This is a genomic window from Micromonospora sp. bgisy143 (genome assembly GCF_057708145.1).
In genome coordinates this window covers 147,795-169,162 of the sequence record NZ_JBYIRN010000011.1, presented here as the reverse complement: position 1 = coordinate 169,162, position 21,368 = coordinate 147,795, and the positions used below count along the sequence as shown (strand labels likewise).

General features: G+C 71.9%; 19 protein-coding genes. 11 read left to right on the top strand and 8 right to left on the bottom strand.

Annotated elements, in window-relative coordinates; all coding sequences use genetic code 11:
• Nucleotides 1-82: 82 nt before the first annotated feature.
• Nucleotides 83-694, bottom strand: a complete 612-nt coding sequence (locus tag AC3EN4_RS15790; protein WP_435206574.1) for a YdeI/OmpD-associated family protein — start codon at nucleotides 692-694, stop codon at nucleotides 83-85.
• 137 nt (nucleotides 695-831) lie between these two features.
• Nucleotides 832-2,100: a cellulose-binding domain-containing protein gene (locus AC3EN4_RS15785; protein WP_435206573.1), complete on the bottom strand. Its 1,269-nt coding sequence runs from the start codon at nucleotides 2,098-2,100 to the stop codon at nucleotides 832-834.
• Between the two features lie 385 nt (nucleotides 2,101-2,485).
• On the opposite strand from AC3EN4_RS15785, the gene AC3EN4_RS15780 reads away from it, so the two are divergent.
• Nucleotides 2,486-4,474 (top strand): GTP-binding protein, encoded by a 1,989-nt coding sequence (locus AC3EN4_RS15780; RefSeq protein WP_435206572.1) that lies wholly within the window; start codon nucleotides 2,486-2,488, stop codon nucleotides 4,472-4,474.
• Here AC3EN4_RS15780 and AC3EN4_RS15775 read toward each other — a convergent pair.
• Nucleotides 4,431-5,195, bottom strand: coding sequence for an SDR family oxidoreductase (locus AC3EN4_RS15775; protein WP_435206571.1), 765 nt, complete (start codon nucleotides 5,193-5,195; stop codon nucleotides 4,431-4,433). The two genes, AC3EN4_RS15780 and AC3EN4_RS15775, sit on opposite strands and share 44 nt — an antisense overlap.
• Nucleotides 5,196-5,247: 52 nt before the next feature.
• Between AC3EN4_RS15775 and AC3EN4_RS15770 the strand changes: the two genes are divergently transcribed.
• Nucleotides 5,248-5,850 (top strand): TetR/AcrR family transcriptional regulator, encoded by a 603-nt coding sequence (locus AC3EN4_RS15770; protein ID WP_435206570.1) that lies wholly within the window; start codon nucleotides 5,248-5,250, stop codon nucleotides 5,848-5,850.
• Nucleotides 5,851-5,855: 5 nt separating this feature from the next.
• Here AC3EN4_RS15770 and AC3EN4_RS15765 read toward each other — a convergent pair whose 3' ends face one another.
• Nucleotides 5,856-6,353 (bottom strand): YcxB family protein, encoded by a 498-nt coding sequence (locus tag AC3EN4_RS15765; protein ID WP_435206569.1) that lies wholly within the window; start codon nucleotides 6,351-6,353, stop codon nucleotides 5,856-5,858.
• A gap of 92 nt (nucleotides 6,354-6,445) precedes the next feature.
• Here AC3EN4_RS15765 and AC3EN4_RS15760 point away from each other — a divergent pair, with 92 nt between their 5' ends.
• Together AC3EN4_RS15760 and AC3EN4_RS15755 are read left to right on the top strand one after the other, a co-directional pair.
• Nucleotides 6,446-6,979: a hypothetical protein gene (locus AC3EN4_RS15760; protein WP_435206568.1), complete on the top strand. Its 534-nt coding sequence runs from the start codon at nucleotides 6,446-6,448 to the stop codon at nucleotides 6,977-6,979.
• A 9-nt stretch (nucleotides 6,980-6,988) separates the two neighbouring features.
• Entirely contained in the window at nucleotides 6,989-8,194 is a 1,206-nt protein-coding gene (locus AC3EN4_RS15755; RefSeq protein ID WP_435206567.1) for an MFS transporter, read from the top strand.
• A gap of 11 nt (nucleotides 8,195-8,205) precedes the next feature.
• Here AC3EN4_RS15755 and AC3EN4_RS15750 read toward each other — a convergent pair whose 3' ends face one another.
• Complete coding sequence (locus AC3EN4_RS15750) at nucleotides 8,206-9,480, bottom strand: hypothetical protein (protein WP_435206566.1); 1,275 nt, start codon at nucleotides 9,478-9,480, stop codon at nucleotides 8,206-8,208.
• Nucleotides 9,481-9,829: 349 nt separating this feature from the next.
• On the opposite strand from AC3EN4_RS15750, the gene AC3EN4_RS15745 reads away from it, so the two are divergent.
• Complete coding sequence (locus AC3EN4_RS15745; protein ID WP_435206565.1) at nucleotides 9,830-11,353, top strand: RICIN domain-containing protein; 1,524 nt, start codon at nucleotides 9,830-9,832, stop codon at nucleotides 11,351-11,353.
• Nucleotides 11,354-11,419: 66 nt separating this feature from the next.
• Here AC3EN4_RS15745 and AC3EN4_RS15740 read toward each other — a convergent pair whose 3' ends face one another.
• Both AC3EN4_RS15740 and AC3EN4_RS15735 read right to left on the bottom strand, forming a co-directional pair.
• Nucleotides 11,420-12,541 (bottom strand): glycoside hydrolase family 53 protein, encoded by a 1,122-nt coding sequence (locus tag AC3EN4_RS15740; RefSeq protein ID WP_435206564.1) that lies wholly within the window; start codon nucleotides 12,539-12,541, stop codon nucleotides 11,420-11,422.
• A gap of 25 nt (nucleotides 12,542-12,566) precedes the next feature.
• Nucleotides 12,567-13,754 (bottom strand): cellulose binding domain-containing protein, encoded by a 1,188-nt coding sequence (locus AC3EN4_RS15735; RefSeq protein WP_435206563.1) that lies wholly within the window; start codon nucleotides 13,752-13,754, stop codon nucleotides 12,567-12,569.
• A 224-nt stretch (nucleotides 13,755-13,978) separates the two neighbouring features.
• On the opposite strand from AC3EN4_RS15735, the gene AC3EN4_RS15730 reads away from it, so the two are divergent.
• The 5 genes from AC3EN4_RS15730 to AC3EN4_RS15710 all read left to right on the top strand — a co-directional run bounded on the left by AC3EN4_RS15730 (nucleotide 13,979) and on the right by AC3EN4_RS15710 (nucleotide 18,244).
• On the top strand, nucleotides 13,979-14,806 hold the full coding sequence (locus AC3EN4_RS15730) for an SAM-dependent methyltransferase (protein ID WP_422739137.1): 828 nt from the start codon (nucleotides 13,979-13,981) through the stop codon (nucleotides 14,804-14,806).
• 172 nt (nucleotides 14,807-14,978) lie between these two features.
• Nucleotides 14,979-15,353 carry a hypothetical protein gene (locus AC3EN4_RS15725; RefSeq protein ID WP_435206562.1) on the top strand — a complete coding sequence of 125 codons (375 nt, stop codon included), beginning with the start codon at nucleotides 14,979-14,981 and terminating at the stop codon, nucleotides 15,351-15,353.
• Between the two features lie 108 nt (nucleotides 15,354-15,461).
• Nucleotides 15,462-15,917: a hypothetical protein gene (locus AC3EN4_RS15720; protein ID WP_435206561.1), complete on the top strand. Its 456-nt coding sequence runs from the start codon at nucleotides 15,462-15,464 to the stop codon at nucleotides 15,915-15,917.
• A 135-nt stretch (nucleotides 15,918-16,052) separates the two neighbouring features.
• Nucleotides 16,053-16,784 carry an alpha/beta fold hydrolase gene (locus tag AC3EN4_RS15715; protein WP_435206560.1) on the top strand — a complete coding sequence of 244 codons (732 nt, stop codon included), beginning with the start codon at nucleotides 16,053-16,055 and terminating at the stop codon, nucleotides 16,782-16,784.
• 104 nt (nucleotides 16,785-16,888) lie between these two features.
• The gene (locus tag AC3EN4_RS15710; RefSeq protein WP_435206559.1) at nucleotides 16,889-18,244 is read left to right on the top strand and encodes a carbohydrate-binding protein; all 1,356 of its coding nucleotides are present in this window, start codon (nucleotides 16,889-16,891) and stop codon (nucleotides 18,242-18,244) included.
• 16 nt (nucleotides 18,245-18,260) lie between these two features.
• Here AC3EN4_RS15710 and AC3EN4_RS15705 read toward each other — a convergent pair whose 3' ends face one another.
• Nucleotides 18,261-20,576 carry an ATP-binding protein gene (locus tag AC3EN4_RS15705; protein WP_435206558.1) on the bottom strand — a complete coding sequence of 772 codons (2,316 nt, stop codon included), beginning with the start codon at nucleotides 20,574-20,576 and terminating at the stop codon, nucleotides 18,261-18,263.
• Nucleotides 20,577-20,692: 116 nt separating this feature from the next.
• Here AC3EN4_RS15705 and AC3EN4_RS15700 point away from each other — a divergent pair, with 116 nt between their 5' ends.
• Nucleotides 20,693-21,295: a hypothetical protein gene (locus tag AC3EN4_RS15700; RefSeq protein ID WP_435206557.1), complete on the top strand. Its 603-nt coding sequence runs from the start codon at nucleotides 20,693-20,695 to the stop codon at nucleotides 21,293-21,295.
• The last annotated feature ends 73 nt before the right edge of the window (nucleotides 21,296-21,368 follow it).

Below are 21,368 nucleotides of genomic sequence, written 5' to 3'. Positions count from 1 at the left end.
CGACAAGGATGCGACGGCCCAGTGGACAGCTACTTGACGCGCCCGGGGGCCGTGCCGGACCACTGCCGCCCGGCCGGCGGAATCACGACGACGGAGGGCTCGACGGTTTGGCCTTCTGCGGGTAGGGGGTCTCGTGGCGGGCCAGCATGGCGACGAACTCGCCGATCTTCCGCGCCCGGGTCTCGGCCCGCTTGACCGCGTTGACGCGGTGGATGAGGGAGAACCGGTTGGTCTTGGTGAGCACGTCGAACATGGCCTGCGCCGCGGGGACGGCGGCGATGGCGGCGAGCAGGTCGGCCGGCACCTCGGCCTCCGACGGCGGGGCGTACGCGGCCGCCCACCGCCCGTCGGCCTTGGCGGCCTCCACCGCAGCCCTGCCCGCGGGCGTCATCCGCCCCTGCGCCTCCAGCCGCTCCACGTGCGCGACGTTCCGCTGCGACCAGATGCTGCGCGGGCGGCGGGGGGTGTACCGGATCCAGGAGGACTCCTCGTCCCGCTTGCGGGCCTGCCCGTCGATCCAGCCGAAACAGAGCGCCTCGTCGACGGCCTGCTGCCAGGTCAGCGTCGTGACCGTGCCGCCCTTCTTGGTCAGGGCCAGCCAGACGCCCGGCGACGTGGTGTGGTTGGCCGACAGCCACGCGCGCAGCGCGTCGGCGTCCGCAACGATCAACTCCTGGAGTTCGGCGCTCGCCATGACAGCAGGCTATCGCCGCGCCGCCCGGCCGGCCGCCACCAGGTAGGCCGCTGCGGCACCGACCCGACGGCGGACGCACGGGCGGCCGGGAGCGCGGCACGTCGACCGTGCCACACCCCCGGTCGCCCGTCCGATGGTCAGCAGCCGATCCGGCTGGCCCCCACGGCGACGTCGTCGTACCAGAGGGTGTCGGAGCCGTTGCCGTAGCTCTCCCAGCCCAGCTTCAGGTCGGTGAGCTGCGGTCGCCAGGTGCGGTTGTACCACTGCCCGTCGATGTCGTGCGTGGGTACGCCGTCCGCGGTCAACCCCGCGACGGCGGTGCCGTCCAGCCAGGTACGGAGCTGACCGGACGAGCCGTCCACCATGAACTCCAGGCAGGTCCACCGGTTGGTGGGCAGCGGCACGCTCTGTGCCACCCCGGCCGGGCTCTGCTCGGGCAGCGTCGCGTCGTCGGAGGCGCGGTTCCACTGCAGGGCGCCGTTCTGGCCGCCCATCCGCAGGTCCCGGTTGCCGTCGGCGGCGTCGGTCATCGCCATCATCGTGGTGTGGTCGGTGGGCTGGGCCGTGGTGTGCCGGACCCAGATCCGGCCGTACCGGACGCTGCCCACGCTGCCGAGGTTCTTCGTGGACCGGATGAAGACGTGGTTGCAGTACCCCGCCGCGCCGTTGATCCGGACCGCCCGGTTGCCGCTGTGCGTGGTGGTCGTGTCGATGGTGGCGGTTCCGGCGCCGGAACAGTCCGGACTCACCACGGTCCAGTCGCCGGACGGCGTCGAACCGGTCTGGCTCTCGAAGCCGTCACAGAGCACCGCGCCGGCACAGCCCACCGGCGGCGGCGTGGTGGGCGGTGGCGTCGTGGGCGGTGGGGTGGTGGGTGGCGGCGTCGTGGGTGGCGGAGTGGTCGGTGGAGGCGTCGTCGGGGGTGGAGTGGTCGGGGGCGGCGTGGTCGGGGGCGGCGTGGTCGGCGGGGGCGTGGTCGGCGCGACGCCGTTGCACGGCACGCCGTTCAGGCTGAAGCCGGTCGGCGCTGCACCGCTGGTGCTGTACGTGCCCTGCACGCCGAACTCGGTGGCGCCGCCGGCCGGGATGCTCCCGTTGTACGACATGTTGCGGGCGGTCACCGTCGATCCGGACTGACTGACCGTCGCGTTCCAGCCGCTCGTGATGCGCTCGTTCCCGGCGTAGGTCCAGGTGACGGTCCAGCTGGAGACAGCGGTGTCGCCGGGGCTGACCTTGACGCTGGCGGTGAAGCCGCCGGGCCACTGGTTGGGCGTGTAGTCGACCCGGCAGCCCTGGGCGGCCGCCGCCGGGACGACGAGCAGGGCTGTGCCGGTCGCGGTCACGGCGGTGGCCAGCGCGGCGACGACCGCGAGGGTCGGGGCGGGGCGGGCACGGAGAATGGTCATGGGAAGTCCTTCTGCCATCGAGCGGGAGAAACCGGCGCGGCAGCGCGCGTCCGGAGCGGACGTGGCGACCCGCCGGGTACGGCGCGGCGATGCGCCACAGCGAGAGGTCGATGCGTACGACCGACGTGCCCGGCTCGAGGTGAAGCTGTCAGTCACCGTTCCGGACCGTTGCCCGGAACCGGTGACGCCCACCCTCAATCTATTGACCAATCCCTATCTAATCAAGCGCGCGTAAATCGGTGGCCCGCCGCCACCGGCCGTGCCAGCCTGGCCGGAGAAGAGCCTGGCCCGCACGGCCCGGCGCCACCAGCAGACGGGAGCACGGCGATGCGAGGACTCGAAAACCCGCCCATCCGGACGCGAGCTTTCGAGGACCTGATCGCCTGTGCAGACCGTCAACCTTGGCATCGTCGCCCACGTCGACGCCGGTAAGACCAGCCTGACCGAACGCCTGCTGCACGCCACCGGGGTCATCGACCGGCTCGGCAGCGTCGACGCGGGCACCACCCAGACCGACACCGGTGAGATCGAGCGTCGGCGGGGCATCACCATCCGCAGCGCGGTCGTCTCGTTCACCGTGCGCGACCGCCAGGTCAACCTGCTCGACACCCCCGGGCACAGCGACTTCGTGGCCGAGGTCGAACGCGCGCTCGGGGTACTCGACGCGGCCGTGCTGGTGCTGTCGGCCGTCGAGGGCGTCCAGCCGCACAGCCGCCGGATCATGCGGGTCCTGCGATCGCTCGGACTGCCCACCCTGATCTTCGTCAACAAGATCGACCGGGCCGGCGCCCGGGTCGACGAGCTGGTCGCGGACGTGCGCCGGCTCCTCACCCCGACCGTCGTCCCGCTGGGCACGGTCCGCGCGCCCGGCACCCCCGGGGCCAGCTACCGGCCACACCCTCGGGGGTACGACCAGCGGCTCGCCGAGGTCCTCGCCGAGCACGACGACGACGTGCTGGCCGCCCTGGTGGACGACCTGCCCCTGGACGGCGACCGCGTCGACGAGGCACTGCGGGCGCAGGTCGCCGCCGGGCAGGTACACCCGCTGCTGTTCGGCTCGGCGTTGTCCGGCGCCGGAGTGCCGGAGCTGCTGGACGCCGTCGCGGCCCTGCTCCCGCCGTCGCCCCCGGCCGAGTCCGACCCACGGGCGCGGGTGTTCGCCATCGAGCGCGACCCCTCCGGCGAACGGGTGGCCTACCTGCGCGCGTACGGCGGTCAGTTCCGGACGCGGGAGCGGGTCACCGCGTACCGCCGGGAGCCGGACGGCCGGACCACCGCGACGCGCGGGCGGATCACGCGGCTCGACGTGGTCGGCGCGGCCACCGACCGGGCCGCGCTGACCGCCGGCCACATCGCCCGGGTGGTCGGCCTCACCGGGGTACGCCTCGGCGACCAGCTCGGCAGCCCGGCCGGCCTCGACGGGCGGTCCCACTTTCCCGCGCCGACCCTGGAGGCGGTGGTGCGCCCCCGCGAGGCGTCCCGGACGCTGGCGCTGCACGCCGCGCTGCTGGACATCGCGGACACCGACCCGTTCCTGCGGACCCGGGTGGCCCCCGACGGCGGCACGAGCGTGCTCCTCTACGGCGAGGTACAGCGCGAGGTGCTGAGCAGCACGTTGGTCGAGACGTACGGGATCGAGGCGGAGTTCGGGCCGGGACGGCTCATGCACGTCGAGCGGCCGACCGGCACGGGCACCGCCGTGGAGATCATCGGGCACGGCTTCTTCGGGACGGTCGGGTTCCGGGTCGAGCCCGGCGACGGCGTGGACTACCGACGGGAGGTCGAACTCGGCTCGCTGCCGCTGTCGTTCCACACGGCCATCGAGGAGGCCGCCCGTGCCGCCCTCGACCAGGGCTGTCACGGCTGGCCGGTGACCGACATCCGGATCACCCTCACCCACAGCGGTTACTGGTCGCCGATCACGACGGCCGGGCACTTCCGGGACCTCGCGCCGTACGTCCTCATGCAGGCGCTCGCCGAGGCCGGCACCCGGGTCTTCGAGCCGTGCCGCCGGTTCGACGTGGAGGTACCGGCCGACCGGCTCGGCCCGGTCACGTCGTACCTGAGCCGGCTCGGCGCCCGGCTCGACGGCACCGCCGCCGTCCCCGCCGGCTGGCGGATCGCCGGCGTGCTGCCGGCGCGGCTCGAACTCGAGGCGCAGCGGCGGCTGCCCGACCTGTCCAGCGGGGAAGGGCTGTGGTCGTCGACGCCCGGCGGCGACCGACCGGTGTCCGGCGAGCCGCCGCGCCGCGCCCGCACCGACGGCAACCCGTTCGACCGGGTGGCGTACCTGCGCTTCCTCGCCCAGCCGCCGAGCCGGCCCGTCGCCGTCAGGGACGCGGGCCCAGAAAGAGGCCACCGCTCGCCTCGATGACCTGACCGGTGACCCAGCGGGCCGCGTCGGAGGCCAGGAATGCGACCACGTCGGCGACGTCCTCGGGGCTGCCGAGGCGGTCGAGCGCCGTCATCGCGGTGATCAGGTCGACGAGGCCCGGCGCGTCGAAGACGTGCGCGTTCGTCGCGGACCGAGTGGCGCCGGGCGCGACGGCGTTCACCGTGATGCCCCGGGCACCGAGCTGGTTGGCCAGCGTGCGGGTCATCGTCTCGATCGCGCCCTTGGTCATGGCGAACGACGTCTGGGTGGCGTTGGCCATCCGGGTCGCCGCGGACGAGATCATGATGATCCGACCGCCGTCGCTGAGCAGGGGCAGCGTCTGCTCGATGAGAAAGTACGGCGCTCGCACGTTGACCGCGAACAGGTGGTCGAAGGCGGCCCGGGTGGTGACGCCGAGCGCACCGGCGGGTGGCGCCGCCGCGTTGTTCACGAGGATGTCCAATGGCTGCCCCGCCAGACTGGCCCGGACACCGTCGACAAGCGTCTCGACATCTCCGTCCACCCCCAGCTCAGCGCCGACGGCGTACGCCCGTCCGCCCGCCCGGGCTATCTGCTCGACGGTGGCCGTCGCGCCGTCCCGGTCCGTGCCGAAGTGCGCGACGACCGTCGCTCCCCGCGCTGCCAACCGATGCGCGATCGCCTGCCCGATACCCCGCGACGCGCCGGTGACCAGCGCTGCCCGCCCGATCAGATCCTGCATTGTTAGCTACTCCCAAAGTGGTAGTGACTATCACTGAGGTAGTGTCTAACACATGGCCGAGCGACACTCAACGCTGCGCGAACAACGGCGGCTCGCGACGCAGCGCACGCTGCAGACAGTCGCCGTGCGGTTGTTCGTCGACCGTGGGTACGACCGCACGGCCGTGACCGACGTCGCGGCGGCGGCAGGCGTGTCGCCGATGACGGTGTACCGGCACTTCCCGACCAAAGAGGACCTGGTGCTGGTCGACCAGAACGGCCCGCTGGTCGCCGAACGCATCGCCGCGACGGCGGCGGGGCAGCCCCTCGTACACCGCATCGGCAGCGCGCTGATCGACTCCGCGCGGACGTTGACCGCCGGCGACGACCGACTCCTGCTGGCCCGCCTACGGCTGATGATCTCGACGCCGGCACTGCGCGCCCGCCATCTGGACAGCCAGTACGTGCTTCAGCAGGCCATCGTGGAAGCCCTCGGCGCCGACGCCGCCGACCCGGACACGGCCTTCGAGGCCGCCGCCGCGGCCAGCGCCTGCCTGGCCGCCATGCACACCGCGCTGGTGCGGTGGGCACAGGACGACGGGCGCAGCGACCTACCCGACCTCATCGCGAAGGCGCTCGCGGCGGCCTTCGGCGCCGACGCGCCCGGCACGGGGTGACACGGTCACCGGGCGCGGAGCAGCCCTCGGCCGGCCATGAAGGCGCGCAGGGTCTCGGCGTCCTCGGCGGACATCAGCCACCGGGGGATCACGGTCGCCGGCATCCGGCCGACGTACACGATCCAGAACTCCGGGTCGTCCTGCACCCGGGCAACTCCGTCCCAGGCGATACCGCCGGACTCCGAGCCGCTGCGCATCATGATGTTGTCGTCGGTGATCTCGTAGCCGCCCTCGACGGCGTAGTCACCCGAGCGGCGGCGGGCCCGCGCCCGCACCCACGGCAGGTACAGCATCGACAGCACGCCGGCCACCACCAACGTCAGCCACAGCGGGGACACCCGCTCGCCCCAGCCCAGGCCGCGCGAGAGGACCAGGCCGACCGCTCCGACCGCCACCAGCACGGCGCCGATGTAGCTGAACCGCCGCAGCCGGACACCGGCGAGGGTGGCCGCCACGCGGGCGGGGTAGGCGGGATCGGCGGGTACGTCGAAACGGATGCGCACCCCCGCACGATAGTGCCTCGTCGTTCAGGGTCGCGGCGGATGCGGGAGCGCGGACGTTTCGCCGGCGGTGGCACGCGGGTAGCGCAGGGCGTATGAACCGCGATCTCCTGAAGGCTCTCCAGGTGGCGTGGGGGCTGCCGGAGTTCCGCGACGGGCTGCGACACCTCATCGACCTCGACGAGGTGTCGGTGCTGCTGGCCACGCTGACCGTGCCGGACCACGACGGTGAGGTCGACCGCAGCCTGGTGGCCCTGCTGCGCTCCGGCCTGGAGACGGTCGAGATCCGGGAGGCGGTGTTGCTGCTGCTGGAACGGGACGAGGTACGCCGGCCCCTGGTGGCGGCGGCGGTGGAACCGCTCGCGCACCGACCGGGCCTGGCCGCCGCCGTCACCTCGGCCGCCGAAGACCCAGGGGTACGGCGTGAGGTGCGGTCGGCGCTGGACAGCGCTCCGGTGCGCGAGCTGATCTGGCAGGCGCTGGAGAACCAGGTCAGCGACAACCGGTTCGGCCTGGTCCGTCGGGCGGCGGCGCTGTTCGTACGGCATCCGAGCGTCCGACGTCTGGTGTGGGCCGTGCGCCGGCACGGTGTGCTGCGCGAACTGCGACGCCGACCGCCCGTCGACTAGCGTGGCCGGGTGGCAGCCCGCTCGGAGCTGAGCCGCCCGCTGACGTTCCTGTTCGCGGTGGCGGCCGGCGCGGCCATCGCCAATCTGTACTGGGCACAGCCGCTGCTCGGCACCATCGCCGACGACCTGGACGCGCCGACCGCGACGGCCGGCTGGCTCGTCACCGCGACACAGATCGGGTACGCCGTCGGGGTCCTGCTGCTCGTACCGCTCGGCGACATCCTGGACCGCCGCCGCTTCGTCCCGGTGTTGTTCCTGGCCTCGGCCGCCGCGCTTCTGCTGTGCGCGCTCGCGCCGTCGATCGGCGTGCTTCTCGTCGCGCTCGGCGTGCTCGGTGTCACGACCGTCTCCGGGCAGATCCTCACCCCGCTCGCCGGGGACCTGGCCGGTGACGCCCACCGTGGACGGATCGTCGGTGTCGTCGGGTCGGGAACCCTCACCGGCATCCTGGCCGCCCGCACGATCAGCGGATTCGTCGCCGGCGCCGCCACGTGGCGTGCCACCTTCGCCCTCGCCGCCGTCATCGCCGTGCTGCTCGCGGTCCTGCTCCGCCGCGCGACACCACCGCTGCCACCACGGACGCGCATCGCGTACCCGAGGCTCCTGCTCTCGGTCGCGGCGGTGGTCCGGCGGGAGCGGGCGGCCCGGTGGACGCTGGCCCTTGCCGCCACCGGATTCGCCGCCTTCTCGCTCTTCTGGACGGCGCTCACGTTCCTGCTCAGCGGTCCACCGTTCCGCTACCCGGCGGCGGTGATCGGGATGTTCGGGCTGGTCGGGCTCGCCGGCGTGCTCTCCGGGCTGCGCGGCGGGCGTCTGCACGACCGCGGCTGGTCGCTCCCGGCCACCGGGTTGGCCTGGGCGTTGGCCCTGGGGGCGTTCGTCGTCGTGACGATCGGCGGCCGCTCCCTTGTCCTCCTGATCAGCGTGACCGTCGTGCTCGACGTCGCCCTACAGACCCAGGCCCTGCTCAACCGAGCGCGGTTGTTCGCCCTCACCCACGAGGCCCGCAGCCGGCTCAACACGGCGCTGGCGACCAGCAACTTCGTCGGCGCCGCGGCCGGCTCCGCCGCCGCGAGCACCCTCTGGTCCGTGGGTGGCTGGTCAGCGGTCTCGATCGCGGGCGCGGGTCTGAGCTGTCTGGCGCTCACCGTATGGGCGCTGGGACGCCGTGGCCCTCTCGTCGTCGGCCGTGCCGAACCAGGTCCCCTTACCTGAGGACGAGCGGGTCACCGCGCGTCCGCTCGGTCGACGATCGGGAAGGCCCCCCGTACGGCCGCCAGGAACTCGTTCCGCCGGGAGGCGTAGGTGCTGACCGCCGCCCACAGCGCCTCCAGCGCAGCCTGCAACGGATCCGACTCCCCGGCGGCCACGAGGGCCGGCAGGGCCATCGCGACCGGGTCCACCGGACTGTCGAGCGCCGCGCGCAGCAGGTCGGCCGGCGCGGCATTCCTGCGCAGCCCGGCGACGGCGAACATGACGGTCGGCGTCGGCCCACCCTGGATGCGCGTCCTGACCGCCGTCATGTCGGTGAATTCGGCGGGCAGCGGCTCACCCCGGTCGAGCGCCGTCCACGCGGATGTCATCCAGTCCAGATCCGCGATACCCGCGAGGGCGCACGCCTGCCGCGCCGCCCAGACCGCGATCTCCCGCTGGACGGTGGCGTCGGCGTCGGCCACCGCGTCGACCAGATCCCGGTCCAGCAGCAGCATGCCGTGGATGTTGCCCTGTACCCGGCGGAGTCGCTCGCTCGGCAGACGCCCGCCCCAGCGCCGCAGCTCCGCACGCTGCCGGTACTCCTCGTTGCGGCGTTCCTCCTCCGCCCGCCTGCGCAGCTCGGCCTCGACCCGCTCCCAGAGCGTGGGCGGGGCCGGCAAGCCACGAGCCCAACCATGCCAGTACGCGGCGCTACCGCTGCTCTGGCGCAGCACCGCGTCGGCGCGGACGGCTCCGTCGCTCGCCTCGCCGTCAGCGCGTACGGCCCCGTCGCTCGCCTCGCCGTCGGCGTCGTCCTGCGGCCAGAAGCAGAGCAGATAGCGGTCCGGTCGTCGGTCCAGGTAGCTGACGTCGTGCTCGTCGAGCTCGTCGGGGTCGAGCCCGCCGAACGGATCGCTCCCCTCGTCCATGCCCGCCGCGCAGTACCGCACGCGGTAGACCGGCAACCGACCGCCGTCGCGCCCATCGGGAGTCAACGGCATCCGGGCCAGGGATCCCTCGCCCCACGGCACCAGATCGACCACCGCGGCCCTGGGCACGAACGACACCTCCACCACCTCCTCCCACTCGGGGGGCGCGGCCGGCGGCTCGGCGTCGTGCACCTCGATCCGGAACCGGACCCGCCCGTAGCGGGTACCGGTCATCAGGAAGAGCGCACCCGGGTGGCCGCCACCGCACAGGCCGTTCACCTGACCGGCGAACGCCCCGCTCATGTCCGGCAACTCGCGGCTCGTCACGTAGATCTGTCCGTAGTCGACCGGCGCGGGGCCGTCGAAGAGAACGCGCACCGAGCGATCCTGTCATCGACCGACGACCGTCCGCTGCCCCGAGCGGACCGCACCTCGACCCGCGTGCGCGTACGCACCGTGTGTGGTCGGCCGGTGACGCTCGTCCGGGTCCGGCCGACCTGCCACGCACAGCCGTCTCATCAGCGAGCGCCATCGATGCCTTGACACTCCACATGCGATCGCTAACACTTGGCTGCAACACGCGCTTAACAAGCAGAAAACACGCCGTCCGCCCCGGCGTGGGGTGCCCAGATCTGCCTGCGCGGCCAGCCGAACGCGCCGCAGTTCGATCACTCATGCCCGAGCGTCGTGTTAGCGCTAACACGCTCCCCACCGCCTCGGAGGCATCATGATCACTTCACCCGCCGGTCGGGCACCCGGATCGGCCCGCAATCCGCGTCTGTTACGACGGGCGCTGGTCGCTCTGGTGGCCGCGACGACGGCGCTGATCGGCGGCGTCGCGGTGCTGCCCGGGCCGGCCGCCGCCGCCACCAGCCAGTTCCGGGGCATGAACTGGGCGGTGCTGGGTGACAACTTCAGCACCGCTCCCCTCGTGGTGCAGGGCCTGAGCATGTCCGACAGCAACGCGACCGTGCGGGCCAAGGCGAACGCCCTCTACGACGACATGGCGTCCACCCTGGGCGTGAACACCGTCCGGCTGCCCATCAACACGCACACGGTCGGGACGGCCTGGTGGGAGGCGTACCGCGGGGCCATCGACGCGGCCACCGCCCGCGGCTTCAAGGTGATCCTGGCCTACTGGGAGGACGGCGCCGCCTCCGGCGGCAGGATCACGAACCTCGCCGCGTGGAACGCCATGTGGTCCACGGTGACCAACACCTACGGCTCGAACCCCAACGTCTACTTCGAGCCGATGAACGAGCCGCACGGCTACAGCTCGACCGAGTGGCGCAACGTCGCGGCCAACTGGCTCAGCTACCACTACTCGGCCCCGCCCGGCCGGGTGCTCATCGGTGGCACCGGCTTCAGCCAGGACCTGCGCGACATCTGCAACGACAGCCGCTTCAACGCGACGCTGCTCTCCTTTCACTACTACGCCTTCTTCTACGGCGCGATGACCTACGACGCCTTCCGCAGCCACATCCAGGCCCGCCTGGGCAACTGCGCCTCCCGGGCGGTCGCCACCGAGTTCGGCGCGCCCATGAACGACGGCCGCAACTACGCCGATGCGAACAGCACCGACAACTTCGTGCGCTACATCCGGGCAATGGCCCAGGTCATGCGGGACAACCAGATGGGTGGCACCTACTGGCCCGCCCTCGGCGGCAAGCCCGGCAGCATCGGCTACGACTGGTACTCGATGTACTCGCTCAGCGGCGGCGGCACCGACCTCAACCTCACCGTGCGCAACAACTCCGGGGCGGACCGGATCCGCTACGGCTGGGGCGACACCATCGGCGGCGGCGACCCCACGACGCCTCCCCCGAGCACCGCAAACTTCTACCGGATCGACGTGCGGCACAGTGGCAAGGCGATGGACGTCCAGTCACCGAACACGAGCAACGGCGCCCGCGTCGGCCAGTACACGTACGGCGGCAACGCCTGGCAGCAGTGGCAGTTCCAGGACGCCGGCAGCGGCTACTGGCGGATCATCAGCCGCAACAGCGGGAAGTGCCTGGACGTGACGAGCGCCTCCACCGCCGACGGCGCCGAACTCATCCAGTACACCTGCGGCAGCGGCACCAACCAGCAGTTCCAGATGGTCACCAACGGCAGTTACTTCCAGCTCCGGGCCCGACACAGCGGCAAGTGCGTCGACGTGCCGGCCTCGTCGACCGCGGACGGCGTGGTCCTCAAGCAGTACACGTGCAACAGCGGCGCCAACCAGCAGTGGTCCCGTACGCCCGTCTGAGGGTTCGCCCGACAGCGCCCCCGCTCATCGCCGCGACGACGATGGGCGGGGGCGCGTCCCGCAAGGTCAGGGCGTCCAGCGTACGTTCGGGTTCACCCGCCCGAACCAGTCGAAGACAGCCATGTTGTCCCACTGGTTTCCGGTGCCGTTGATGTTGGCCGGGTCCCAGCCGTTGCCGTTGACGGCGTACCAGGTCGGTTCCCAGTAGAAGACACCGATGGCCCCGGCGTTACGGGCGGTGTTCTGCACCCAGTCGAACTCCTGGGCCTGCCCGGACCAGGTCGCGCCGATGCCGTCGCAGGTCGCGTCGCCGATCGCGTTCGGCTCGCTGTCCGCGTTGCTGCGGGTGAACGGGTACGCCGTCTCCGCGATGACCACCGGCTTCCCGTAGCGGTTCCGCAGGTCGACGATGTTGTTGTAGAGGTTCGCCAGGCTGCCGTGCCACATGCAGTAGTAGGACAGGGCCGTGATGTCCCACTGCACGCCCTGCGCGCGGATGCCGTCGTAGAACCACCTGGCGTTGGCGTTGCTGTCGGCGTTAGCGGTATGGATCATCACCGGGATGCCGCCGCCGCACGCCTTGGTCGCGTTGTAGCCCTGCTTCAGCAGGCCGGCCAGCGGGCCGAAGTCGTTGTTGACGACCCTGCCCTCGTTCCACAGCATCCCGACGTTGATCTCGTTGCCGATCTGGACGCTGTCCGGCAGGGTGCCCTGCCCCCGTAGGCTGGCGCAGACGTCGTAGGTGAACGCGTACACGTCGGCGCCCAACTGGGCCAGGCTGTGCCCGGCCCAGGCGGCCGGCTTGTACTGCTTGCCGGGGTCGGCCCAGGTGTCGGAGTAGTGGAAGTCGACGAGCACCTTGAGGCCCTTCGCCTTGGCCGCCCGGGCCTGGACCAACACCTTGCTCTTGTTGTTGTAGCCGCTGACCGGGTTGTTCCAGACGCGCAATCGGACGTAGTTCACGCCGACGGACTTCAAAATGTCCAGGGGGTCACGGGCGACTCCGCCGGCGTCGTAGTACCGGGCGCCCAGATCGAGACTGCGCTGCAACGAGGAGACGTCGGCGCCCCGCATGCTGAGCGTGTTCGCGGCGGAGACGGGCGCGGTCGGGCCGCTGAGGGTGGTGGCGACGAGGACGCCGGCCAGGGCAGCCCCGGCCAGGGTCCGGCGGCGGTGGGTGGTGTTCACGAGACTCCTTGGCAGAGGGACGCGCTCAGCCCGTGGTGCACGCGGCGCCGTTCAGCGCGAAGGCGGTCGGTGGTGCGTCACTGGCGCTCCACCGCCCCTGGATGCCGAAGGTCGCGGTGCCGTTCGGTGCCAGGACGCGGTTCCAGTCGACGTTTCGGGCGGTCACGGCGGTGCCGGTCTGGCCGACCGTGGCGTTCCACGCGGAGGCCACCGCCTGGTCACCCGGGAACGCGAAGGTGACGATCCAGCCGTCGACCGGCGCGGAACCGAGATTCTGCACCGTCACCGTCGCCACGAACCCGCCCGCCCACTCGGACTGGTTGCGGTAGGTCACCCGGCAGGTCGAGGGCGGCGGGGGCGACGGCGTGGACGTCGTGGGCAGGGTGACCGTGTTGGACGCGATCGACACGTTGCCCGCCGCGTCCCGGGCCCGTACGTAGTAGAGGGTCCGCAGCGGCGTGGTCGCGGGCAACGACGTCGTGTACGTCGTCCCCGGCACAGTGGCGACCAGCGTCGAGCTGAACCAGCCGTCGAACCGGTAGACGTTGTACCCGAGGACGCCGACGTTGTCGGTCGACGGCGACCAGGACAGCGTCCCCGTGGAGGCGGTCACCTCCCCCACGGTCAGATTCTGCGGGGCGCTCGGCGGGCTGGTGTCCGGGCCGGTGTCGGTCACCGGCGTGACCACGGTCAGCGTGTCGGTGGAGGCCGACAGGTGCCCGAGGGTGTCCCGGGCCGCCACCCGGAAGAAATACTGCCGGCCCGGCCCGATGTACGAGGTGATCGTGGTGCTGGTGACCGCGCCCACGCTGGCGCTGTAGATGACGTCGTCGAACGCCTGGTAGTACGTGATGTCGTACCCGACGATGGCGCAGCAGCCGGGTTTGGCGGCCGTCCAGGTGAGGGTGACCGACCCGGTCCGTACCTCGCTCGCGATCAGGTTCGTGGGCGGGGTCGGCGGGAAGGGCGAGGTGCCCGGCGTGCCGGGCGGAGGAGTCGGTGGCGGCGGGGTGTCGGTCGGATCGGCGGCGGGCGGCGCGGCCCGGCCCGGCGCCGGGGCGACCCCGGGATACCCGGCGGGGGCGACAGTGCCGGCGTCTGCCGCCGGCGCGGTGCCCGGAGCCGTCGCGACCACCGCCGTCGAGAGCATGGCGGCGACCAGCAGACCCGGCCCCAGCCGGCGGAACAGCGAGGACGACGAGACGCCTGTCATACCTCGACGATGCGGCCAGCATATCGATGATCGCCAACGCGTCTCATTACTCGGTCGCCACCCGTTCGGCGCGCCACCCGACGAGCGCCCTGGTGCAGAGACGATTCACTGGGAGCGATACCGGCCGGGGCGGAATTCCGCCCGTCCGATCGCTACACTCGCCGCAACGCCGGCACCGTCCACAGTCCTCAGCCTGCGCTGATTCGCATCGAATGGAGACGCCTGTGACCCGCGACAAGGCGGCACCCCCGGGCATCGACCCCCGCGTTCCCAGCGTGGCCCGGGTCTATGACTTCTTCCTGGGCGGCAAGGACAACTTCGAGGCGGATCGGCAGGTCGCCCAGCACGCCCTGCGGATCACCCCGGACGGGCCGGCGGCCGGTCAGGCGAACCGGGCGTTCCTGCGCCGGGTGATCCGCTTCCTCGTCTCCGAGGCCGGCATCGACCAGTTCCTCGACATCGGGTCCGGACTGCCCACCCAGGGCAACGTGCACGAGGTCGCCACCGAGCAGAACCCGAAGGCTCAGGTGGTCTACGTCGACAACGACCCGATCGTCCTGACGCACGGCCGGGCACTGCTCGCCGCGGACGGCACCGCGACGGTCATCCAGGCGGACGTCCGGACGCCGCAGGAGATCCTGCACCACCCGGACGTACAACGGTTCCTCGACTTCGACCGACCGGTCGGGCTGCTCCTCTTCGCGATCCTGCACCACCTCGGCGACGACGAGGATCCGCGCGCGGTGGCGGCGGAGCTGATCGACGCGCTGCCCTCGGGCAGCTACGTGGCGATCTCGCACTTCCGGGACCCGGGTGAGCGGGACCCGGAGGGCTCCCGCAAGGCACGCGAGGTGGAGCGGGTCTTCAACGAGTCACTGGGCACCGGTCGCTGGCGGACGGACGAAGAGATCCTCTCGTTCGTCGACGGGCTGGAGGTGCTGGAGCCGGGGCTGGTGCCGCTGGCCGAGTGGCGCCCGGAGCCGGGCGCGTCCGCGCCGCAGCAGACCGACACCTATCACACCTTCGTCGGGCTGCTCGCCCGCAAGCCGTAGCTCCACCCGCACGGCGCGTCCGTCGGCGAGAACGTTCGCCGACGGGCGCGCCTTGCTGGGGCAGGCCCGGCGCTTCCGGCCCCGGAGACGACTCACCCCTAGTCATTGACGACGCAAATTTCCACCGGTAGCTTAAAAATCTATTGATAGTCGTCTATCAAAGGGGTCAGCCGTGCACTGGAAATCCGTCGCCGTTGCCGCGTCCGTCGCAGGCGTCCTGGCCACCGTCCCCGCCGCTCCCGCCGCGGCCTCCGGCGTCTGGGGGCCCGGGAACTGCCCGCAGGGCGCGTTCTGCGCGTGGCCCAACTGGGACCACCCGGCCGAGGGCCCGACGGCGCCTCCGTCCCTGGTGACCACCACCGAGTGGTCGGGCAGCGTCCCGGTCTTCAACTATTACAACCACACCTCCCGGAACGCCGAGATCACCTGGTCCTACACGTACCTCGGCCAGATCTACACCGGCACCGAGTGCGCGCGCCCCGGCGACGGGAACTTCTACGTACCGCTGTACGTGACCAAGGTGACCTGGCAGCCGCGCACCTGCTGACCTGCCACCGGTGCGGCGGATGCCCCGGCATCCGCCCCGGCGGCCTGCCGCCGCGCATCGATCCCGGCAGGGACAGCGGCGAACGGACGCCCCTGCCAGGATCGTGCGGTGGGAATCCTCTGTGACTACTTCCCGGCCGCCTCCGATGACGCCGCCGCCGCCGTGATCGACGTCCTCGGCGGCCCGCGCGCCGTCACCGACCCCGAACTCGACGTGCTCGAGTTGAAGGGTCTTGAGCCCTCCGTGCTGATCGGAAAGCTGGAGGGCCTGCTGCGCGGCCTCGACTACGACACGGTGACGGAGAACCCGAGGTGGAGTCACATCGTCGCCGGTCGCGACGACGGCGGCCAGCTCGTGATCGCGTTGACCGACGAGGTGCAGGCGGCGCTGGCCGACTCCTCCGAGGCCGACCTGCGTCGGGTGGCGGTGCCCTGGTCGCAGGTCGAGGAGATCCGGGGGCAGTGCGAGCCTTCCGACATAGCGGAGATCCTGATCGAGCTGGCGACGCTGGCGCGCTCCGCGACAGCGCGCCGCGAACGCGTGTACTGCTGGGTCTCCGTCTGACACCGAGGCTTCGACCACCTCCCCGCGCGGTCGAAGGCTCGGCGTTTGCGCCGTCGCCGCGACCAGCATGGGGAAGAGTGTCGGGGTGAGCCAGTTCCGTGCGGCGACGATGCCGCGTTCCGGCAGGAGACCCCGATGACCGATGGGCCCCAGGGCGCGCCCGCCCGCAATGTCGTTCTGGTGCACGGCGCGTACGCCGACGGCTCATCCTGGTCCGACGTCATCCCACTCCTGCAACGGGCCGGCCTGACCGTCACCGCCGTGCAGAATCCACTGACCTCCCTGTCCGACGACGTCGCCGCCACCCGTCGGGCCCTGGACCGCCAGGACGGGCCGACGGTGCTCGTCGGCCACTCCTGGGCCGGCACGGTCATCACCGAGGCCGGGGGCCATCCGTCGGTCACCGCCCTGGTGTACGTGGCCGCCCGCGCGCCCGACGCCGGCGAGGACTTCACCGCGCTGGCGGCGAAATTCCCCACGCCGCCGGCGAACGCGGGTCTGGTCCACAACGACGGGTACGCGCAGCTCAGCGAGCGCGCCTTCCTCGACGACTTCGCCGGCGGCGTCGACGAGGCCCGGGCGCGCGCCCTCTACGCCGTCCAGGGACCGATCGCCGGCGATCTCTTCGCTTCCCGGACGACGACGGCGGCTTGGCGGGACAAACCCTGCTACTACTCGATCTCGCGGCAGGACCGTACGACCGCACCCGAGCTCGAGCAGTTCCTGGCCAGCCGGATGAACGCGACGACGATCGAGGTCGACTCGTCGCACCTCGCCATGGTCACCCACCCGGAGGCGATCGCCGACCTGATCATCATGGCCACCCGCGGCACCCGGAGTCCGGCTCCGACCAGCAGCACCGGGTGACGCACCCGGCGTCCCGCAGGTTATCTGTAAACAACCCTTGATATTAAACGTCACGAACGTCAATATGTGGAGGTCGCGGGTCGTCGAAGCCTGGGGAGTGAGCCATGAGAAGCCGTCGCATCGTCGCAGTGCTGGCCGGGGCGGCGATGTCCGTCACGGCCGCCGTCGCCTTCGTCCCCAGCAGCATGGCCGCCGTGCCCTCGACCAACGCCGTCGCGCTGGTCGCCTGCACCGCACCCGCCTGGGCCGAGGGCACCACCTACCAGGTGGGCACCCAGGTCACCTACGGCGGCCGGCTCTACCAGGCGCTGGTCACCCACACCGCGTACCCGGGCGCCGGCTGGAACCCCGCCTCGACCCCGTCGCTCTGGCGTGACCTGGGGGCCTGCTCCGGCAGCACTCCCCCGCCCACCACGGCACCGCCGACGACCGCGCCGCCCACCACAGCACCACCGACCACCGCGCCCCCGACCACCGCTCCCCCCACCACGCCACCGCCGACCGGCGGGACCTGCGCGGTGAAGTCGCGGCCGACCGGCAAGGTGTTGCAGGGCTACTGGGAGAACTGGGACGGCGCGTCCAACGGCGTGCACCCCGGGCTCGGCTGGATCCCGATCACGGACAGCCGGCTCCCCCAACACGGCTACAACGTGATCAACGCGGCCTTCCCGGTGATCCGCGCGGACGGCACGGTGCTCTGGGAGAACGGCATGGACGCCGGCGTGAAGGTCCCGACCCCGACCGAGATGTGCCAGGCCAAGGCTGCCGGCGCCACCATCCTGATGTCGATCGGCGGTGCCGCCGCCGGCATCGACCTGAGCTCCACGGCGGTCGCCGACCGGTTCGTCGCGACGATCGTGCCGATCCTGACGGCCTACCACTTCGACGGCATCGACATCGACATCGAGACCGGCCTCACCGGCAGCGGCAACATCAACACCCTGTCGACGTCACAGGCGAACCTGATCCGGATCATCGACGGCGTGCTGGCCCGGATGCCGGCCAACTTCGGCCTCACCATGGCGCCGGAGACGGCGTACGTCACCGGCGGCAGCGTCACCTACGGCTCGATCTGGGGCTCGTACCTGCCGATCATCAAGAAGTACGTCGACAACGGCCGGCTCTGGTGGCTCAACATGCAGTACTACAACGGCAGCATGTACGGCTGCTCCGGCGACTCCTACCCGGCCGGCACGGTGCAGGGCTTCACCGTGCAGACGCAGTGCCTGAACAACGGCCTCACCATCCAGGGCACCACCATCCGGGTGCCGTACGACAAGCAGGTCCCCGGCCTTCCCGCGCAGGTCGGGGCGGGCGGTGGCTACCTGTCGACGTCGCTGGTCACGCAGGCCTGGAACTCCGTGCCCGGCCTCAAGGGCCTGATGACCTGGTCGGCGAACTGGGACGGGTCGAAGGGGTGGACCTTCGGCGACAACGTGAAGCGCCTCCAGGGCCGCTGAGGCCCGCCGCGGACGCTCACCGTGCCTGCAACTTGGCGCGGACGGCCTCGGCGTCCGGGTGGTCCAGGGCGGTGAAGATGTCCACCGCCCGCTGCCAGTCGGCGCGGGCGGCGACGGCGTCGCCGAGTGCGAGGCGGGTGTCGCCCAGCCGGCTGAGGGTGTCCGCCTCGCCCCAGCGGTCGCCGAGCTCCCGGGTCAGGTCGAGCGTGCGTTCGTAACACTCCACCGCGCGACCGAACTGCCCGAGGTGGTGGTGTGCGTAACCGAGGCTGTCCCAGGTGGCGGCCTCCCCCGCCCGGTCGTCGAGTTGCTGGAGCAGGTCGAGTGCCTGCTCGCAGTAGGTCAGCGCGGCGAGATGTTCGCCGAGCTGGGCGTGGCACCAGCCGACGGCGTTGAGGGCGTCGGCCTGGGCCCTGCGGTGGCCGGCGGCCCGGGCCAGGGTGAGGGTCCGCTGCGAGTGCGCCAGGGCCTTGCGGGGCTCGCCCTGCCGGTCCCACAGCGAGGCGAGATTCTGGTGCGTACGCGCCTCGCCCTCGGTGTCACCGCCGGCGACGTACAGGTCGAGGGCGCGTTCGAGGTGGCCGTGGGCGTCGGCGTACTGGTTGACCACGGTGTGGGCACCGGCGAGGAAGCGGTGCGCGACCGCCTGGGCGACCGGGTCGCCGAGCCGTTCGGCGGCGAGCAGGGCCGCCCGGCAGGTCTCGACGCGGTCGTGCCAGTGCCCCTGCCGGTCCAGGAACGTGTCCAGGGCCCGCCCCAGCCGCCAGGTGTGTGCGTCGAGGCCGGTGCTCGCGGCCAGGCGTTGGGCGGCGAGCAGGACCGGGTGTTCGGCGGTCAACCACTGCAGCGCCTCCGCGTGCGAGGTGGGCCGCTCCGGGCGTACGCCGGCCGCCGCCGGGGCCATCAGGTGGTCGACCGGGTCACTGTGCGGGCGCAACAGGGCGTCGGCGGCGTGGGTGGTGTGGGTGTAGTGGTCGAGGAGCCGGATCGTGGCGGCCCTGCGGTCGGACACGGGATCGGTGCCGTCGCTGAGTTCGGCAGCGTACGCACGCAGGAGGTCGTGCGCGGTGAACCGGCCGGGCCGGTACTCGGCCAGCAGGTTCGCGCGGGTCAGTTCGATCAGCAGCCGGAGGGTGTCGTCCACCGGCCGACCGGACAGGCTGGCCGCGGCGGCCACCGTGATGTCCGGGCCGGGGTGCAGGCCCACCAGCCGGAACAGCCGGGCGGTCGGCGCGTCGAGCGAGGTGTACGACCAGGAGAACACCGCCCGCACCTCACCGACCGCGTCACCCGCGTCCAGTACGCCGAACCGTCGACCGGCCGTGCCCAGCTCGGCCGCGAGGGTGGCCAGCCCGAAGCCGGACTGCTGGACCCGGGCGGCGGCGATGCTCAACGCCAGCGGCAGCCGGGCGCACGCGGTGATGATCGCCTCGGCGGCCTCCGGCTCGGCGGCCACCCGTTCCACACCGAGCCGATTGGTGAGCAGGTGAGCGGCCGCGTCGCGGCTGAGCAGACCGAGCGGGAGCGGGTACGCGCCGTCCAGGCTGACCAGCGAGGTGAGCTGGCTGCGGCTGGTCACCAGGACCATGGTGGTGGGCGTGCCGGGCAGCAGCGGGCGGACCTGTTCGGCGTCCCGGGCGTTGTCCAGCACGACGAGGATCCGCTTGCCGGCCAGCGCGCTGCGGTACAGGGCGGCCTGGGCGTCGAGGTCGGCGGGCACCCGGGTGGCCGGAACGCCGAGCGCGTCCAGGAAGCCGTGCAGCGCCTTCGCCGGGCTCACCGCCTGCCCGCGCGGGTCGAAGCCGCGCAGGTTGACGTAGAGCTGGCCGTCGTCGAAGCGATCGGCGACACGATGTGCCCAGTGCACGGCCAGCGCCGTCTTGCCGACCCCGGCGGTGCCCGAGATGGCGGCCACCACGACGGAGGTGGGCGCGGCGGCCAGCTTGTCGAGGATGGCCACCTCGTCGTCGCGGCCGGCGAGGCTGGCCACGTCGGCGGGTAGTTGCCGGGGTACCAGCCGACCCGGCGTGCGCGGCGCCCGGCGGCGGCTCTCCTCGATGCGGTCCCGGGCGGTGGCCAACGCGCCCTGCTCGGCCGGCGTGGCACCGAGGAGCCGGACCAGGGCGTCGAGTCGGTCGGTGGGTGGCAGCGTCTTTCCGGTCAGGTACTCCGCGATGGCGGTGTGCGACCATCCGGTGCGGGCGGCCAGCTCCCGATAGGTCAGCTCGCCGTCGCCCCGTTGGCGTGCGTGCCTGCGTCGCAACGCCCGCAACAGGCCGGCGAGGTCGTCAGACGTCTGCGCCCCCGCGGCATCCAGTGCCCAGCCCCCCACCGTCGACAATAGACGTTCGTCAGTGTACGGCGGTGTACGGAATCCCGGCCAGAGTCCGATCCGATCCGCGATCCTGCTCCTGCGCAGAGCGCACCGATCCGATCGATGGAGGTCATGTGTCCGTACATCTCAAGCCTCTGGTCCTGGCCCTGACCGTGCTCGCGGCGACGCTCGCGGTTCCGGCGGCGGCCGCGTCGGCGGCGACGCCCGGCCCGGCCGTCTGCACGACGAAGAAGGCCTGCGTCGACGGCGGTCTCGCCGTGGCGTCGACGCACCGGGCGGCCCGCGCCATCGGCGGCGTCGGGACCAACGTGATTCAGGTTCCCCCGCCGCCCGCCTTCCCGCCGGGCACCCCCTGCTACCGGGAGGAGGTCTCCGAGCAGGTCTACGAGACCGCCACCTACACCACCATCTACGAGCTGTACTTCCAGGCAAGCGTCTGCGTGTTCCCCAACGAGATCGTGCTGTACGGCCTGGACACGTCCCTGTCCTTCCCCAACGACGTGCAGGACCCCCGACTGACCTCGATGCAGTTCGTGACGCGGGACGAGGTGTACGCCCACAGCCCGACCGAGAAGGACGGGTACTCCGAGCTGTGGGTGACCTTCTGCACCAACCCCGCGCAGCCGAACACCTGCCAGCGGTACCTGCACCGACTGGGGCTGATCTTCACCCAGGCCTGGGTCTACCCGTTCTCGGTGTTCGAGCGCCTGAGCTGACCGTTCCGCACTGACCCGATCGGGGCGCCGTCCGGGTGGAGTCACGACCCGGGGCGCCCTGACCGGCGGGTGG

Coding starts and splice junctions, on each gene's coding strand:
- AC3EN4_RS15790 (WP_435206574.1), bottom strand. CDS start 694: ATGGCGAGCGCCGAACTCCAGGAGTTGATCGTTGCGGACGCCGACGCG.
- AC3EN4_RS15785 (WP_435206573.1), bottom strand. CDS start 2,100: ATGACCATTCTCCGTGCCCGCCCCGCCCCGACCCTCGCGGTCGTCGCC.
- AC3EN4_RS15775 (WP_435206571.1), bottom strand. CDS start 5,195: ATGCAGGATCTGATCGGGCGGGCAGCGCTGGTCACCGGCGCGTCGCGG.
- AC3EN4_RS15770 (WP_435206570.1), top strand. CDS start 5,248: ATGGCCGAGCGACACTCAACGCTGCGCGAACAACGGCGGCTCGCGACG.
- AC3EN4_RS15760 (WP_435206568.1), top strand. CDS start 6,446: ATGAACCGCGATCTCCTGAAGGCTCTCCAGGTGGCGTGGGGGCTGCCG.
- AC3EN4_RS15745 (WP_435206565.1), top strand. CDS start 9,830: ATGATCACTTCACCCGCCGGTCGGGCACCCGGATCGGCCCGCAATCCG.
- AC3EN4_RS15735 (WP_435206563.1), bottom strand. CDS start 13,754: ATGACAGGCGTCTCGTCGTCCTCGCTGTTCCGCCGGCTGGGGCCGGGT.
- AC3EN4_RS15715 (WP_435206560.1), top strand. CDS start 16,053: ATGACCGATGGGCCCCAGGGCGCGCCCGCCCGCAATGTCGTTCTGGTG.
- AC3EN4_RS15710 (WP_435206559.1), top strand. CDS start 16,889: ATGAGAAGCCGTCGCATCGTCGCAGTGCTGGCCGGGGCGGCGATGTCC.